Origin of the sequence: Herbaspirillum sp. RV1423 (genome assembly GCF_000577615.1) — a bacterium.
Lineage (GTDB): Bacteria > Pseudomonadota > Gammaproteobacteria > Burkholderiales > Burkholderiaceae_D > Herbaspirillum.
This window is the reverse complement of the sequence record NZ_CBXX010000009.1, coordinates 122,275-138,262: the sequence shown is the minus strand read 5'-3', so window position 1 is coordinate 138,262 and position 15,988 is coordinate 122,275. Positions and strand designations below refer to the sequence as shown.

Sequence of the window (15,988 nt, the reverse complement as noted above, 5' to 3'; positions counted from 1 at the left end):
CCGTCAGAAGGAAAAATTGCTCAACACATCCGGCATACCCGCAGCAACCGCTTCCGATTCGTTCTCGGCCAGCTTGGCGGCATCCCAGATTTCAAAATGACTGCCCATGCCCAGCAACATGACGTCGCGCTCAAGGCCCACCGCCGCGCGCAACTCCGGCGCGATCAGGATGCGGCCGGCCGAGTCCAGCTCGACGTCGGAGGCATTGCCCAGGAAAATCCGCTGCCAAGCGCGCGCCGACATCGGCCAGGCGGCAATCTGTTCGCGATGGCTTTCCCAGGTCGGACGCGGGAAAAACAGCAAGCAACCATGCGGATGACGCGTCAATGTGACGCGTCCTTCGCACTGAACCGCGAGGGCGTCGCGATGCTTGGCCGGGATAGACATCCGTCCTTTGGCATCGAGATTGATCGCTGAGGCGCCCTGAAACACTGTGCTTGACCTTTTTTGCTGTCGCTGTTGGCATGAATGAATGAAGCGCTTTGGTGCAGGATACTTAAAATACCCCACAAAAAAACACTTTTTCACACTGTCGCCCACTTTAGAGGATGCACTAATACAGGTCAAGCGATATTCATGGCTGAAAACAGGGATTTTTTTAATAAAGTCAAAGACTTAGCGCACTTACTTAAAAAGCGTATAAAAGCGCTTTCCCTTAAAAAATTAAGGACTTAGGACAGGTATTAAATGTTTCACTTGAGATATACACATGTGTTTATCTCGGATTCCGTGCGGGTTCTGGGGAACGGCCCCAGTCTGTAAACGCCTGACCGGGTTGTGAGGGGATTTTGCAGACAATCAAAAAATACAAACACAACAAACACAAAAACGTGGGATGAGGATCAAGGAAAATTCTGCCGATTTGCAGAGTATGCCTGAAAAAAATCCGGCTCAATCAATCGGAACAACAGCAAAAACCAGGAGCCCGATCACGCAAAAATCATCCAATGCATGTCGCGTTTCTTTCAATCCGATGAAATTCTCGCGAAATAGATCATGACAATTCAATTAAACATCAGATGGGGCTTGCGGAATAGGCGCATTCCAATGCTAAAATCTCGGCACCTTAACAGTGAAAGGAATTTTAACGTGAACAAATCCGAATTGGTCGACGCAATCGCTGCTGATACTGAAATCTCGAAGGCTGCTGCACAACGTGCTCTGGACTCCGTCGTTGAAAACATCATCAAGGCAGTTACCAAGGGCGACACCGTGCAACTGGTTGGTTTCGGTTCTTTCTCCACAGGCAAGCGCGCTGCTCGTACCGGCCGTAACCCGCAAACTGGCGAAGAAATCAAGATCGCTGCTGCAACAACAGTGAAGTTCTCCGCTGGTAAGTCGTTCAAAGAAGCAGTGAACAAGAAGAAGAAATAATGGTTCGATTTGAATGCCGTGAGCCAGAGCTCACGGCATTCAAATACGCCATCCCCCATTTCACCTTCCCGCTTTCCCGTCTCACCCGCATTTCCCCTTCCGCGCCAAGCCTTAACTCTCCCGCCTGTCGGACAATCGCATCGCCGCGGTCACTCCTGCGCGAACGAAATGTCGACCTTGCCGATATTCTCCAGCAAAGCATTCACGCTGCTGCCTTTTTCGGCAAACAGCAGGCCTGTGCACGATCCGGTGGTGATGAACTGGCCCGCCTTGAGGCCGCCGCAACGCGCGCCGACATGATTTGCCAGCCACACGGCCAGCGGCCAGATGTCGACGACGGGGTTGCCGCCGACCGTCCTGGCGACTTCCAGTCCGTTGAAATACAACTCGGCGTGCTGGATGCTCTGGTCGATCTGCCCAAGGTCGCTGCGGCCCGGCCCGTAAATGAAGGCGCAATTGCTCAGTGCATCCGCCAGGCCAGCCAGCGGATCGCGGGCCGGATAATCCGTATAGCGCGACGACACCAGCTCGATGGCCGGATGCACCGTGGCGACGGCGGCCACCACCTCCTCCTGGGTGTAGGGCCGCGAGCGCGGCGGCAGGTCATGCTTCATGCGCAAGGCGATTTCCACCTCGATGCCGCGCGAACCGGCGGTCAGCAGATCGAAAAAATGATAAGGCGCGGCGAAGACAAATTGCGCCGGCATCGGTGCGCAACTGGGCTGCGCGCCCGGCGCCTTGGCGCCGACCTTCCAACCGCCGACCGGTCCCAGCGCCTGCGACACCAGGTCCTGCACGGCGTAGGCCTCTTCGGCATCTGCCGGAATACATTCGTCGGGCAAGCGCGCGAGCGTAATTTTGCGATTGCGGGCCGCGAGCAGCAGGTCGGCTGCCGCTTTGATTTTTTGTGTGTCCATGACTTGCTTGATAGTGAAATGGCGCTCGCCGGAACAGGCGCCGTTGGTTGGAAATCTTTCAGGCCCGCCCTATCAGGAAAACCCGAAACGGCGCGGCAGCCACAAACTCAGATCCGGCCAGACGATGATGACGATCAAAGTCGCCAGCAGCATCGCCAGATATTTCAGATACGGCTTGACCACATCCTGCAGGCGCACCTGAGCGATGGCGCAGGTGGCGTACATGCCCAGCCCGAACGGCGGCGAGAACAAGCCGATACCCATCGAAATCACCAGGATGATGGCGAAGTGCAGAGGATTGTACCCAAGCTGGACGGCGATCGGTGTGAGCAACGGGCCGAAAATGATCAGCGCAGGCGCGCCTTCCAGCACCGCACCGAACAGGATCAGCGCCAACACCGAAATCAGGATGAACATCCAACGGCCGTAATCGTGCGCCAGACTCACCATCAGTTCCGCCAGCGCGTGCGGGATCTGTTCCACCGTCAGCGCATACGCCACGCTGCCGGCGGCAGCCACGATGAACAGCACCATGCCCGACATCGACGCTGCGTCGACGAACAGCTTGACCAGCACCTTGCGATTGAGTTCGCGGAACGCCAGCCAACCCACCACGATTGCATAGACTACCGCAAACGCGGATATCTCGGTCGAGGTCGCGATGCCGGAAGCCACGCCCTTGCCGATCATCACAATCATGATCAGGCCGACCAGCGCGCCGCCGATCAGCTTGCCCATCGGGCGCGGCCTGATGAACACGACGCTGACGTCGACCTTGCGGCCCGTGTAGTAGGCCAGGATGCAGAGGGCGATCGCCATCGCCAGCGCCGGCAGTATCCCGGCCAAGAACAGGCCGCCGATCGACAGGTTGGCGACGAAGCCGAGGATGATCATGTTGATGCAGGGCGGGATGGTTTCCGCCATGATGGCCGAAGCCGCCAGCAGACCGGCGGCCTCATTGGGATTTTGCCTGGTCTGGCGCACCGCCGGCATCAGGATCCCGCCCACTGCGGCGACATCGGCCAGCTTGGAGCCCGACACGCCGGAAAAGAACGCCATCGCCGTGACCATGATCAGGTTGAGGCCGCCGCGCAGCCGTCCGAACATGCGCAGCAGCAGTTCGATCAGGCGCGACGACATGCCGTTGTATTCCATGACCATGCCGGCCAGGATGAAGAACGGCACCGCCAGCATCACAAAGTGATCGGTGCCAGCCGCCACCTGCTGGGCAAACACCATCACCGACAGCGACGGCTCCAGCAAGAAGAACATCAGCGCGCCGAAGGTCAGCGCAAACGCGATCGGCACGCCCGCCACGAGACAGAACAGGAAGCCGCCCAACAGTACATGCATGGGCCGCAGGGCATGCTCCGGCCAGAACGCCTGCAAGGCCAGCACGCCGCCAACTGCCGCCGCGCCGAGCAAACCCGACACCAGGGCATGACGGCCGAATTTCTTCAGCGCATGCGTCATGGCGAACACCGACAATAGCAGGCTGCCGATCAGCACCGGCAGGACAAAGATGGTCTGCGGCAAGCCCGACGGCGTGGTCTGGTCGCTCGATACTTCCAGCAACAGCCAGGTGGTGTACGCCAGCGACATGGAAACAAAGGCGATTACCCAGTCGCACAGCCGCAGGACATAGGGCGTCCACGACTTCGGAAAAATTCCGCGCAGGCTGTCGATGCCGACATGCCGGCTGCGTCCCAGCACGCTGGCCGCGCCGAAGAACACCAGCGTGATCATCAGCGCGCGCGCCACTTCTTCCGACCATTCCAGCGGATCATGCAAGGCGTAACGCCAGATCACTGAAGAGAACACTACCAGCACATCGATCGCCAGCACCGCAGCGGCAACCAGTTCCAACAGGCGTTGCAGGCGCGGATAGTCCACGGCGGCGTCGGGCGGGGCATGCAGCGGATGCATCGCTTCTTCCACCGGCGCCAGCGGCGCGGTCATCGTCTTCATCATGGTTTCCTTTGACTCGGATGCGACATCAGCCGCGCGCGGCGACAATCTCATCGACCACCGGCTTGACCGCCGGATACTGGGCGGTGAACTCGCTCCATAGCGGCGCGACATCCTTGCGCAGCGCCTCGCGGTCAACGGCGGAGACCGTGAGGCCCAGGCCCTTGAGCTTTTCAAAAGCATCGCGCTCCATGTCGGCGGCGCGCTGGCGCTGATAGCCGGTTGCCTCGGCGGCGGCATCGAGGAAAGGTTTTTGCAAGTCGGCGGGAATTTTTGCCAGCGAACGCTTGCCGATCACCGGCGTCTGCGGGTTGTAGATATGCTGCGTCAGCGCGCAATACTTGGCGACTTCGAAGAACTTGCCCGCCAGCGCGGTCGGCGCATCGTGCTCGAAGCCGTCGACTACGCCGGTTTGCAGCGAGGTATAGATCTCGCCGAACGGAATCGGCGTCGGCACCGCGCCCATGTAGCGCAAGGTGCTGACGAAATTCTTCACCGGCAGCACCCGCAGCTTGATGCCTTTGAGTTCGGCGACGCTGCGCACCGGATTCTTGGTGAAGACATTGCGCGCGCCGAGCGAATGCGCCCAGCCCAGCACCTGTACGCCGATGCGGTCGACCATGAGCTTGCTCAGCACGGCGCCCGCCTTGCCGTCCAGCGCGCGTGCCGAATGGTCGAGGCCGGTGAACAGATAGCCCATGTCGAGTACGCCGATTTCCGGCACCGTGGTGGACCAGATCGACGAGCCAGAAATCATCATGTCGACGCTGCCGATGCGCACCTGGTTGACGACGTCGGACTCCTTGCCGAGCTGGTCGCTGGGAAAATAATTGACGACGATCTTGTTGCCGACGGCGTTTTTCAGGTTCTGGGCGAAGCGGCTATACCAGACATAGTGCGCGGAGTTGGCGTCGAGCGGCAACGTGGACGACATGCGCAGGGTGACCAGCGGCTTGTCCTGGGCAAAGGCGAGATTTCCCGGCAGCGCCGCGGCGGTGCCGATGGCCAGGCCGGCCTTGAGAAACTGCCGTTTGGATGCATTGGTGCTGTTCATCATGTCTCCTGTGGTTTTATCGGAACCTGCGTTGATTACGTCTGATGCCTGTCCATTCCCGTCCGCTGCGCGGTCTCTGCCTGCTTACTCCTTCGCAAACGGCGTTTCCGGCATGCCTGCGACGCCGGGGTCGAGCGTCCAGACCAGCCCGGCGCCGACATCCTCAGGCAACGCGTTGAGGCTGATGCTGGTGACGATCATGGTCTTCAGATCGTCGCCGCCGAAGGCGCACATGGACGGCTTTTTCACCGGCAGTTCAATCACGCGGTCGAGCTTGCCGGCCGGCGTGAAACGCAGCAGACAAGCACCGTCGTTGGCGCACGACCAGTAGCAACCGTCGACATCCATCGCCGCGCCATCGGGCCGGCCACGATGGTCATTGAGATCGGCGAACACGCGGCGGCGCGACGGCGTGCCGCTGGCGATGTCGTAGTCGAACGCCCAGATCAGCCGGCGCGACGGATGCGAGTCGGACAGATACATGGTCTTGCCGTCGGGCGACCAGGCCAACCCGTTTTGCACGATCAATTCATCCACGACCGGCGCCGACAAACCCGCGCCGTCATAGCGGTACAGCTTGCCGTCGGCGCGCGCGAGCGACATGTCGAGACACATGACGCCGCTCCAGAAGCGGCCCTGGCGATCGCAACGGCCGTCGTTGAAGCGCTGGTCGGCTTGCAGACCGGCGGGTGAGCCAAGCTTGTCCAGTTGTGCGTTGCCGTCGTCCGCCAGACGCACGCGAAAGATGCCGCTGTGCATGCCTGCGATCAGGCCGCCATCCGTATCGGGTGCGATGCAGGCCACCATTTCCGGCAGTTGCCATTGCCGGTAAACACCGGCGGCGCTCTGACGGCAAATCAACTTGCGCGGAATGTCGACCCAGTACCAGGCCGCCTGTGCGGCGTGCCAGAACGGGCTTTCCCCGACGTCGTAGCGGTTGTCGTTGAGCGGCAATATCGACATTGTGCTTACCCTTGTCATTCGTATTGCGGACCGGCCAGGATGAATGGCCCGCCCTGGAAGTTGCCCGCATCGTCGGCTGCCGGCCAGGCTCCACCGAAGGGAAAGCGTTCGGCAAACGGATCGGCGCTGTCGCGCGCGACAAAGCCCAGATGGCCGGCTTTGCTGTTGTCCCACCAATTGATGCGGTTGTCGGAGACGCCATAGACGATGGTGTGGCCGACGCGCGGCGCGAACAAGGCGCAGCGCACCAGTTCGACGAAATCGTCGTAGCTCAGGTAGGTCGCCAGCATGCGCGCATTGCGCGGTTCCGGAAAACATGAGCCGATGCGCAGGCACACCGTTTCCACGCCGAAGCGATCGAAGTAATAGCGCGACAGCGATTCGCCGAAACATTTGCTCAGGCCGTACAAGCCGTCGGGACGCAGCGGACTGTCGGCATCGATACGCTCGGTAGTCGGGTAATAGCCGACCGCGTGGCTGGAACTGGCGTAAATCACACGCCGGATGCCGCGCTTGTGCACGGCTTCATACAAGTTATAGGTGCCCTGGATATTGGCGTGCATCAGTTGCTCGAACGGCGCCTCCAGCGAGCGGCCGCCGAAGTGCAGCACGGCGTCGACGCCTTCCAGCATGTCGTATACCGCCGCCTTGTCGGCCAGATCGCAGACGACGGCTTCTTCCCCGGCCTGGGCTGCGCCGGGATCGCTGAGGTCGGACAGGCGCAGCACTGCGGTCCACGGTTTGGCATGCTGGCGCAACACCTGGCCAAGATTGCCGGCGGCGCCGGTCAGCAACAGGCGCCGGAAAGGCTTGGCGGACTGCGCCGGATGGTCTTGCGGATTGCTCATGTCGATGAATCGTCTCAGGTTGGACAACGAGGGCTGAGGATGCCGGCGTCCGATCCCTGCCAGACGATAACCGGGCAAAGGCGACGCCGAAGCTGACCGGCCAGGCTGGTCGTTCAGCAAACCAGATACAACGAAACCGCTGACGCGCCGCCGGAACCGCAACGGCCGCGCGGGATGCTTAGCTGCTGAACCGTGTGAAAGTGGGCATGGCGTGTCTCCGATGATGTCATTATTTTTAATTGACAGTCATCGTACAACATGAAAATTCTCAGCGCAAGAAGATTTAGCGAGGACTATTTTTCATCTGCGGTGACATCCATCATGGTAAAGAAACTGCCTTGCAGCCCTTGTCGTTACTGGGTTGCGCAGCCTGCGGAACAATGTCGACATGTCATCCGATGACTGATGACAATTTGTACACATACGACGCACAAGCAAGCTTCACCCACCTGGCCCGCACATGCGTGGATTACAGTTCGCCGCATGGAAACCAAGCACAGTTGATCCCGTCACCCTTCATTGCCAAAACCGCTTGCTTGCGGTTTTACCCCGCACTAGACTTTGTTTACCGATCGGTACAAAAGTGCATTCAAACAGCACATCATCGCCAGCAGTCCACAACTTACTTAAAGGTGCCCCATGACGACGACCCGCCCTCCGCTTCCACCCTTCACCCGCGAAACCGCCATCCAGAAAGTCCGCGCCGCCGAAGACGGCTGGAATACCCGCAACGCCGAAAAAGTCTCGCTGGCTTATACGGCGGACAGTCGCTGGCGCAACCGCGCCGATTTTCTGCAAGGCCGCGAAGCGATCGTCGCCTTCCTCGCCAAGAAATGGGTGCGCGAACAGGAATACCGCCTGATCAAGGAATTATGGGCCTTCGACGGCAACCGCATTGCGGTGCGCTTCGCCTACGAATGGCACGACGATTCCGGCAACTGGTTCCGTTCCTACGGCAATGAGAACTGGGAGTTCGACGAGAACGGCCTGATGCGCGTGCGCCATGCCTCGATCAACGATCTGCCGATCAAGGAAAGCGACCGCAAATTCCATTGGGACCAGGCGGCCCCGCGCCCGGCGGATCATCCTGGCCTGAGCGACTTGGGACTGTGATGAAGGCGATGCGCGCACGATGAGCGATGCAACAGCAACAACGACGACGCAACGCGAGGAATTGATCCCGGTGCTGGCGGAAATCTTCCGCGCCTACGGCTACGAAGGCGCCAGCCTGGCGCGCATCACCGAAGGCACCGGGCTGGGCAAGGGCAGCCTGTACCACGCCTTCCCGGGCGGCAAGGAAGAAATGGCGAACGCGGTCTTGCGCCATATCGACGGCTGGTTCCAGCGCGAAGTGTTCGCGCCGCTGCGCGAGACCACGGACGCCATCGCCGGTATCGATCGCATGTTCGACGAAGTAAAGCGCTACTTCCTGTCGGGCCGCAAGGTGTGCCTGGTGGGCGTGTTTGCGCTGGTCAACGTACGCGACCGCTTTGCCGACAAGGTCAGGGATTATTTCGTCGACTGGGCTGCGGCGCTTAACGCCGCGCTGTTGCGTAGCGGCAGGGATGAGGCGGAAGCCGCCGGCCTGACCGAGGAAATCCTGGCCGGCATTCAGGGAGCATTGGTGCTGGCGCGCGCGATCGACGATCCTGCCGTCTTTGTGCGCACGCTGGATCGCCTGCAGCGGCGGCTGCAGGCTGACCGCTAGGCGCCGAGGTCGGCCAGCGGATGCTGCGCCGCCGGCCACGGGTCGGCGAAGAAGCCTTCCACCCATTGCGGCGTGGCGTCGGCCAGGCGTGCCGGGTTCCATTTCGGCTTCTGGTCCTTTTCCACGATCAGCGCGCGGATGCCCTCGACGAAATCGGGACGGGCGGCGCAATGCAGCGACGCGACCAATTCCAGGCGGAATACGTCGGCCAGCGACATGTGCCGCACGCGCTGCTGCAAGGCCAGCGACAGGCATGCCGAACCGGGCGCGCCGGCCGCCAGCGTGGCGGCGGCTTTTTGCAGCCACGGATTGTCGCTCTTGAGCGCGAGGATGGCGTCGACGATGTCCGGCACGGTCTGGCCGCTGCACAATGTATTGATCAGATCGAAGTTCTCGCGCAAGGCCGACGGCGCAAAAGCCACATCGGCGGCGACTTCGCTTTCGGCCTTCTGCAACGCGCGACCCAGCAAGGCCTTGTCGTCGCCCTCGCCCCAATTCTGCAATTGCAGGGATTCGACGACTTTTTGCTTGTCCGCATGCGCGATGCGGTAATCGGCCAGCTTGGTGAATTTGGCGTCTTCGGCGTTCATCGAGGCGCCGGTCAGCGCCAGGAAAGCGCCGAGCTTGCCCGGCACGCGGCTCAGGAACCAACTGCCGCCGACGTCGGGATACAGGCCGATGCTGATTTCCGGCATGGCCAGGCGCGAACGCTCGGTGACCACGCGATGGCTGCAACCGGCCATCAGGCCGATGCCGCCGCCCATGACGATGCCGTGGCCCCAGCACAGGATCGGTTTCGGATAGGTGTGGATTTCGTAGTCGAGACGATATTCGTGCTCGAAGAATTCCGCCGCGTAGCGATTGGCGCGAATGTCGTCGCGCTCGGGCGAGGCATGGTGCTCACGCATGGTGCGGTACAACTGCTGCAGGTCGCCGCCGGCGCAAAAGGCTTTTTCGCCCTGGGCTTGCAGCAGCACCATGGCGATGCCGGCATCCGCCGCCCACTGCCGCAATTGCGGCGTCAACAAATGCACCATGCCGAGCGACAGCGCATTCAAGGTTTTTTCGGAAGCCAGCGTGGCGACGCCGATGCGGCGGCCGTTTTGCGTGGCCAGTTCTTCAAACAAAACCGGTTGGCTCATGGGGGTCCTGATCGTCTCTGATGTTTTTTGCCGGACTCGCCGGCCTCGTGAGCCGGAAGGTCCATGTTGTATCAATTCAATGAAGCAAGCCGATAGGCCGGATTCTGTTACGACGGTTGCCCGTTATGACAGCCATTCCTCTAGGCGCTGGATTGCTCCAGCGCTCAAGCTTCCTACCCGCACGCTCCGCGAGCCGCCTCAATGCGTGCCTATTTGGAATTGCTCCGGGTGGAGGTTACCGCGTTTCACCGTAACTTAATACGCTCGTCTCTGTGGCCCTGTTCCTCGCCTTATACCTTGCGGCTTTCAGCGGACGGCCGTTAACCGTCACCCTGCTCTGTGGAGTCCGGACCTTCCTCCCGCCACCGCATTACGCGATGGCCAGCGGCTGTCTGGCTTGCTTCGGCCGTCATTGTACCTCAGCCGCCTGCCGGACCGGAGAGGCTCGCCGCACAAACAGTTTATGAATATCCAACGTTTTCGCTTCAGAGGCGCCGTCTTATTGTCGATAATCGGCCTGATAGCAGCGCCGTCGCCGGCATTGAACATTGAACGGTCCGGCCTACACCATCTATCAGGCGCAGGACGGAAAATGGGTCCCGATACAAAGCTTCGGCAGCAAGTAAGCGAGTAGACAAGCAGCCGCTGGCCGTACACGGCGCATCCACCATGCCGATTTGGCATGCGACAGGTAAACCGGAATTGCGTATAGTTGAAATTTCGAATCGGCAACATCCCCGCATCACAGGAAAAGGCAATGCATATCTGCGTATTAGGCGCCGGCATCATCGGCGTCACATCGGCTTATCGCCTGCTGCAAGACGGCCACGATGTGACCTTGCTGGACGCGCGCCCCGAGGCTGGCGCCGGCACCAGCCTGGGCAACGGCGCCCAGTTGAGCTACTCCTATGTCGCGCCGCTGGCCGATCCGTCGGTATGGACGCACTGGCCGCATTACCTGTTCAGCGCCGATTCGCCGCTGACCCTGAAACCTCAACCCGATCCCGCACAATGGCGCTGGCTGTTCAAGTTCCTCGGCGCCTGCAATGCCGGGCGCGTACAGCGCACCACCATCGAATTGCTGCAACTGGCCTTCTACAGCCGCGACGAACTCAGGCAAGTACAGCAGGTTGCGCCATTCGATTTCAGCCATCGCACCGCCGGCAAACTGGTGATGTACACCGACCCGGCAGGTCTGGCGTCGGCGCGCCGGCAAGTCGCCTTCCAGGCGCAGCATGGCTGCGAACAGGAAGTCATCGACGCCGACCGCTGCATCGAGATCGAACCGGCGCTGGCCAACGCCAGCCGCCATTGGGCCGGCGGCGTATATACGCCGAGCGAAGAAGCTGGCGACTGCGCCCAGTTCTGCCTGGGCCTGGTGAAAATCATGCAGGCCCAGCGCGGTTTCCGCTTCCTGCCGTCCACCACGATCACGCAAGTGAAAATGAACGATGGCGCCATCCGATCGGTGCAGGCCGGCGCGGACAGGATATCGATCGACGCCGACGCCTTCGTGCTGGCGCTCGGCGCGGAGAGCGCGACGTTTGCGCGCCAGGCCGGTTTCACCTTGCCCTTGTATCCGCTCAAGGGCTACAGCATCACGGTGCCGCTCGACGACGCCGGCGCGCAGGCAGCGGCGCCGCAAGTATCGATTACCGACATCGCGAAAAAAATCGTCTACGCGCGCCTAGGCAATCGCCTGCGCGTGGCCGGCCGCGTCGAACTGGTCGGCATGGACAAACGCATTCCCCAACGCGCCATCGACGAACTGACGGACGGCGCCAACGAACTGTTCCCCGGCAGCATCGGCGCAGGCAATGCCGCACGCTTGTCGCCGTGGGCAGGCTTCCGTCCCGCCACGCCGAGCGGCGTACCCATCATCGGCGCCTCGCCGGTCAGGAATCTATACCTCAACATCGGCCACGGCGCGCTCGGCTGGACGCTGGCCTGCGGCAGTGCCGCCATGCTGGCCGCACAGATCGGCGACCGCAAAACGGCCATCGACGACGCGCCGTTCCGCTACGCACGCTAAGCCCGGCACAATCGCCGTAATCCGAATACCATATCCCGATTCATCAATAACGATATGGAGACCGGAATGCGGGAAAATACTCTGCGCCAACTGTTCGCACAAAAGAAACTGGCACTCAACGGCTGGGCGTCCATCGGCAATTCCTTCCTGGCCGAAGTGATCGCCGATTGCGGCTACGACGCCGTCACGGTCGACCTGCAACACGGCCTGTTCTCGGTCGAGTCGGCGGTGCCGATGCTGCAGGCCATCTCCACCACCAAGGCCGTGCCGCTGGTGCGCTGTTCCGAAAACAGCCTCGGCGAAATCAACAAGCTGCTCGACGCCGGCGCCTACGGCGTGATCTGCCCGCTGATCAACACCAGGGAAGACGCCGAACGCTTCGTGCGCGCCTGCCATTACTCGCCGCGCGGCGGCCGCAGCTACGGTCCGGCGCGCGGCGTACTGTATGGAGGCAAGGACTATTTCGAACATGCCAACCGCACCGTGCTCACGCTGGCGATGATCGAAACCCGGCAAGGCCTGGACGCTGTCGAAGACATCCTCGGCGTGCCCGACCTCGACGGCATCTTCATCGGCCCCAGCGACCTCGCCATCGAACTTGGCCTGGCGCCCGATGCATGGAGCCACGACAAGCTGGATCAGGCGATCAAACATCTCATCGCGACATCGCATGCACACGGCAAATATGTCGGCATTTTTTGCGGCTCGGTAGACATGGCAGAACGCATGAAAGCCTACGGCGTCGACATGCTCACACCGGGCACCGATGTCCAGTTGCTGCGTGCGGAAACCAGTCGCCGGCTCGATATCCTGCGCGGCTGACGCGCCGTCGTCGTGCTGCTGTCCCGCCGGGATGGCAGCCGCTCCCTCCGCCACATTGCAAGAGAAAACCCGGAATTCATTTTTATTCGATATATAAATCGTAAGCCACGCAACGCGTCATGGTAATTATTTTATTTTTCGGACGAAAAACAGGTTTTTGAGAATTATCCTATTTCAGCCTCATGCTGTAACTCGCATAATCGCTACCCGTACATCGATGACTGGCTAGCTCGTCTTGAGTTCGCGCCTCGTCATTGCAAGGGAACGAAGGGGAAACATCATGACGCCATCAAGGAAACATGCATTACCGGCTGCGGCAGCCATGCTGTCCGTCGCCATGCTGCTGAGCAGTTGTACAGACAAGAATCTGATCGACAACCTTGCGCCCGCAGCCGCGACGCCATCCCATGCTTCATGGGACAGGCTGGCCGACGGCGACGCGCTGCGTGCGGCGGAACAAGCCTACCGAGCCTGCGCACACGAAGCAGCGCTACGCCACTTGCCGGTCCGGGAATTCCCCGAGACCAGCGAACGCGTCACTTATCTCACACAGGACGGCAAGCGCCTCAAGAGATCGGAACAGACCGAAGTCGCCATCGACAACATGCACGTCGACAACGGCTGCACCGCGCGGGTGGTCAAAAGCGTCAGCGTCGACGTGGCGTCGGAGGATACGCACGGCGGCGCCACTGTCGACGAAACCGGCCGCACCGTCGCGCGTGACCTGACAGCGCGCGAGTTGCCTCCCGGTCAGGCCGTGATCCAGCTCGCCATCAGCCGCAAATCGCTGCCCGCGCCGGCTTGTACGCTCATGCGCGACGTCAGCCTGCAAAGCCATTTCATGATGCTCAATTTATGCTGGCACGAAGAACGCCGCGCCGAAGAGGCGCAGCAGGAAGAACTGCTGCCGCTTCCGAAAAAAGCCGCTACGCCGACTCCCTCTTCCTGATTTCCTGACGTGCAAAGCCACGCCTGTTTACTTCTGCGTAACGCGACCGAAAAACGGATAGCCGGGATCGTTGTAACCTGGCGTCGAGGCATGACCCGGCGTCACCAGGCTATCGACCAGCGCTTCTTCTTCCGCCGAAATTTTCAGGTCGACGGCGTCATAATAATCTTCCATTTGCGCCAGCGTGCGCGGCCCAGCAATCACACTGCTGACCGCCGAGTTGGCCAGCACCCACGCCGTCGCGAAATGACCCGGCTTGATGCCGCGCGCGGCACAATGTTCCTGCAGACGCGCGGCGATGGCCAATGATTCTTCTCGGAACTCGGTTTCCAGGATGCGCTTGTCGCCACGCCCTGCACGCGTGTTTTCATCCGGCTTCTGGCCGGGCTTGTACTTGCCGGTCAGCACACCGCGCGCAATTGGGCTGTAAGGCACGACGCCCAGGCCGTAATTGGCGCAGGCCGGCAGAATTTCCACTTCCGGCATGCGGTTGAGCAGGTTGTAATACGGCTGGCATACCAGCGGCAACGGCACGTTGTTCTTTTCGCACAGGCGCACGATCTCGGCGATGCGCCAGCCGCGGAAATTGGACACGCCGAAACCACGGATCTTGCCGGCGCGGATCAGGTCGCCCAGGGATTGCACGGCTTCTTCCAGATTCTCTTCGTGGAAGTCGCGATGCATGTACAGCACGTCCAGATAATCGGTGTCCAGGCGGCGCAGGATGCTTTCGGTTTCGCTGACGATCCAGCGGCGCGAATAATGCGAACGGTTCGGCGCATCGCTCATGACGTTGCCCAGCTTGCTCGCCAGCACCCAGTCATGGCGCTGGCCTTGCAACAGCTTGCCGACCATTTCTTCCGATTTTCCTTTCGTATAGACATCGGCGGTGTCGATGAAATTGACGCCATGCTCGCGCGCCGACGCCACGATGCTGCGCGCTTCGTCGATCGCGGTCTGGTCGCCGAACATCATGGTGCCCAGGCACAGGGCCGAGACTTTCAGGTTGCTTTTGCCGAGGCGTCGATATTGCATGATGAGTCTCCGTTCTGGGTGAGGTGAGATCGAAGTCGACGATTCTAGCGCCTTGCGGCAAATCCCGCCGAAGGCCGGCAAATGCGTCGACAGGTCAAAGCAGCGGCGCTTCTTCCTCCAGCCAGCGGCGCTTGTCGCGCAGCGGCGGCGCGCCGAACATGCGGCTGTATTCGCGGCTGAACTGCGAAGAACTTTCATATCCTACCGTCTGCGCCGCGATCGCCACGCTGACGTCGTCGGCCAGGATCAGGCGGCGCGCTTCCTGCAGCCGCAGGTTCTTCTGGTATTGCAACGGGCTCATCGCCGTCACCACCTTGAAATGATGATGCAGCGACGACACGCTCATGTGCACGTCGCGCGCGATGTCGTCCACGCGCAGCGGCAGCGTGAAGCTTTCCTTCATCAGGCGGATGGCCTTGGCGATGCGGTTCATCTGGCTGTCCTGCAGCACGGTCTGGCGCAGCAAGGCGCCCTGGCCGTTCATCAGCAGGCGGTACAGGATTTCGCGCTTGATCATGGGCGCCATGATGGGAATGTCGCGCGGCGTTTCCAGCAGGCGCAACAAGCGCAGCACCGCATCCAGCAAGGTGGTGTTGAGCCGGTTGACGAACAGGCCGCGCGAGGCGTCGGAAGGGATCCCCTGCGGCAGGTTTTCATCGCCGATCAGCGCGCCGATCTCCTTGGTGTCGAGGTCCATGCGCAAGCCCAGATAAGGCTCTGCCGGGCTGCTGGTCGTCACCTTGCCCACCATCGGCAGGTCCACCGACGACACCAGATAATGCATGGGGTCGTAATCGTAGATGTCGTCGCCGACATACAGACGCTTGGAACCCTGGGCGATCACCGCGAACGCCGGCTTTTGCACGGCATGCTTGGGGCCCTGGGGATTGACGATGCGGTGGATGGCGACGCCGTCGATCGCTGTTTCCAGCGAGCCTTCCGTCCCCTCCGTCAAGCGCGATATCAGCGTGACCAGCTCGCGCTGCGCTGCCTGCAATCTGGCGTCGGCATCGGCGTCGGCATGCAGCACCGCGACGGACGGCCCCGGCGCTGCCGGCGCGCAGGCATAGTCGAGGTCGGCGGGAATGTCGTTCAGATCCATGGCGGTTCGGGATGAGGGAGGAGATGTCCAGCTTACTCCAGATTCCCGACTTGCCTGAATCTCCATCGCAGACA

General features: G+C 61.0%; 15 protein-coding genes and 1 other RNA gene. 6 read left to right on the top strand and 10 right to left on the bottom strand.

Annotation, left to right across the window (positions count from 1 at the left end; all coding sequences use genetic code 11):
• Positions 1-3: 3 nt before the first annotated feature.
• Positions 4-432 carry a division/cell wall cluster transcriptional repressor MraZ gene (gene mraZ, locus RV1423_RS11655; protein WP_034296691.1) on the bottom strand — a complete coding sequence of 143 codons (429 nt, stop codon included), beginning with the start codon at positions 430-432 and terminating at the stop codon, positions 4-6.
• 657 nt (positions 433-1,089) lie between these two features.
• Here mraZ and RV1423_RS11650 point away from each other — a divergent pair.
• Positions 1,090-1,374: an HU family DNA-binding protein gene (locus RV1423_RS11650; RefSeq protein WP_007880659.1), complete on the top strand. Its 285-nt coding sequence runs from the start codon at positions 1,090-1,092 to the stop codon at positions 1,372-1,374.
• A 149-nt stretch (positions 1,375-1,523) separates the two neighbouring features.
• Here RV1423_RS11650 and RV1423_RS11645 read toward each other — a convergent pair whose 3' ends face one another.
• From RV1423_RS11645 to RV1423_RS11625, 5 genes are all read right to left on the bottom strand, one after another.
• Positions 1,524-2,291: a 2-keto-4-pentenoate hydratase gene (locus tag RV1423_RS11645; RefSeq protein WP_034296688.1), complete on the bottom strand. Its 768-nt coding sequence runs from the start codon at positions 2,289-2,291 to the stop codon at positions 1,524-1,526.
• Positions 2,292-2,363: 72 nt separating this feature from the next.
• Positions 2,364-4,217 (bottom strand): TRAP transporter large permease subunit, encoded by a 1,854-nt coding sequence (locus tag RV1423_RS11640; RefSeq protein WP_373419957.1) that lies wholly within the window; start codon positions 4,215-4,217, stop codon positions 2,364-2,366.
• A gap of 70 nt (positions 4,218-4,287) precedes the next feature.
• Complete coding sequence (locus RV1423_RS11635) at positions 4,288-5,313, bottom strand: TRAP transporter substrate-binding protein (protein ID WP_034296686.1); 1,026 nt, start codon at positions 5,311-5,313, stop codon at positions 4,288-4,290.
• A gap of 84 nt (positions 5,314-5,397) precedes the next feature.
• Positions 5,398-6,276, bottom strand: a complete 879-nt coding sequence (locus tag RV1423_RS11630) for an SMP-30/gluconolactonase/LRE family protein (protein ID WP_034296685.1) — start codon at positions 6,274-6,276, stop codon at positions 5,398-5,400.
• Between the two features lie 14 nt (positions 6,277-6,290).
• Positions 6,291-7,124, bottom strand: coding sequence for an NAD(P)-dependent oxidoreductase (locus RV1423_RS11625; protein WP_034296683.1), 834 nt, complete (start codon positions 7,122-7,124; stop codon positions 6,291-6,293).
• Between the two features lie 639 nt (positions 7,125-7,763).
• Between RV1423_RS11625 and RV1423_RS11620 the strand changes: the two genes are divergently transcribed.
• A complete protein-coding gene (locus RV1423_RS11620; RefSeq protein WP_034296681.1) occupies positions 7,764-8,237 on the top strand; it encodes a nuclear transport factor 2 family protein in 474 nt (157 codons plus the stop codon).
• A gap of 19 nt (positions 8,238-8,256) precedes the next feature.
• On the top strand, positions 8,257-8,832 hold the full coding sequence (locus tag RV1423_RS11615; RefSeq protein WP_034296679.1) for a TetR/AcrR family transcriptional regulator: 576 nt from the start codon (positions 8,257-8,259) through the stop codon (positions 8,830-8,832).
• Here the strand turns inward: RV1423_RS11615 and RV1423_RS11610 are convergent.
• A complete protein-coding gene (locus RV1423_RS11610) occupies positions 8,829-9,974 on the bottom strand; it encodes an enoyl-CoA hydratase/isomerase family protein (RefSeq protein WP_034296677.1) in 1,146 nt (381 codons plus the stop codon). The two genes, RV1423_RS11615 and RV1423_RS11610, sit on opposite strands and share 4 nt — an antisense overlap.
• A gap of 77 nt (positions 9,975-10,051) precedes the next feature.
• An RNA gene (gene rnpB, locus RV1423_RS28525) (RNase P RNA component class A) lies at positions 10,052-10,378 on the bottom strand.
• A gap of 353 nt (positions 10,379-10,731) precedes the next feature.
• On the opposite strand from rnpB, the gene RV1423_RS11605 reads away from it, so the two are divergent.
• From RV1423_RS11605 to RV1423_RS11595, 3 genes are all read left to right on the top strand, one after another.
• The gene (locus RV1423_RS11605) at positions 10,732-12,006 is read left to right on the top strand and encodes a D-amino acid dehydrogenase (protein ID WP_034296676.1); all 1,275 of its coding nucleotides are present in this window, start codon (positions 10,732-10,734) and stop codon (positions 12,004-12,006) included.
• A 66-nt stretch (positions 12,007-12,072) separates the two neighbouring features.
• The gene (locus RV1423_RS11600; RefSeq protein WP_034296674.1) at positions 12,073-12,828 is read left to right on the top strand and encodes an HpcH/HpaI aldolase/citrate lyase family protein; all 756 of its coding nucleotides are present in this window, start codon (positions 12,073-12,075) and stop codon (positions 12,826-12,828) included.
• A 280-nt stretch (positions 12,829-13,108) separates the two neighbouring features.
• On the top strand, positions 13,109-13,777 hold the full coding sequence (locus tag RV1423_RS11595) for a hypothetical protein (RefSeq protein WP_155835090.1): 669 nt from the start codon (positions 13,109-13,111) through the stop codon (positions 13,775-13,777).
• A gap of 27 nt (positions 13,778-13,804) precedes the next feature.
• Here RV1423_RS11595 and RV1423_RS11590 read toward each other — a convergent pair whose 3' ends face one another.
• Together RV1423_RS11590 and RV1423_RS11585 are read right to left on the bottom strand one after the other, a co-directional pair.
• Positions 13,805-14,812, bottom strand: a complete 1,008-nt coding sequence (locus RV1423_RS11590) for an aldo/keto reductase (RefSeq protein ID WP_034296672.1) — start codon at positions 14,810-14,812, stop codon at positions 13,805-13,807.
• Between the two features lie 94 nt (positions 14,813-14,906).
• Positions 14,907-15,914 carry an AraC family transcriptional regulator gene (locus tag RV1423_RS11585; protein WP_034296670.1) on the bottom strand — a complete coding sequence of 336 codons (1,008 nt, stop codon included), beginning with the start codon at positions 15,912-15,914 and terminating at the stop codon, positions 14,907-14,909.
• Positions 15,915-15,988 lie beyond the last annotated feature (74 nt).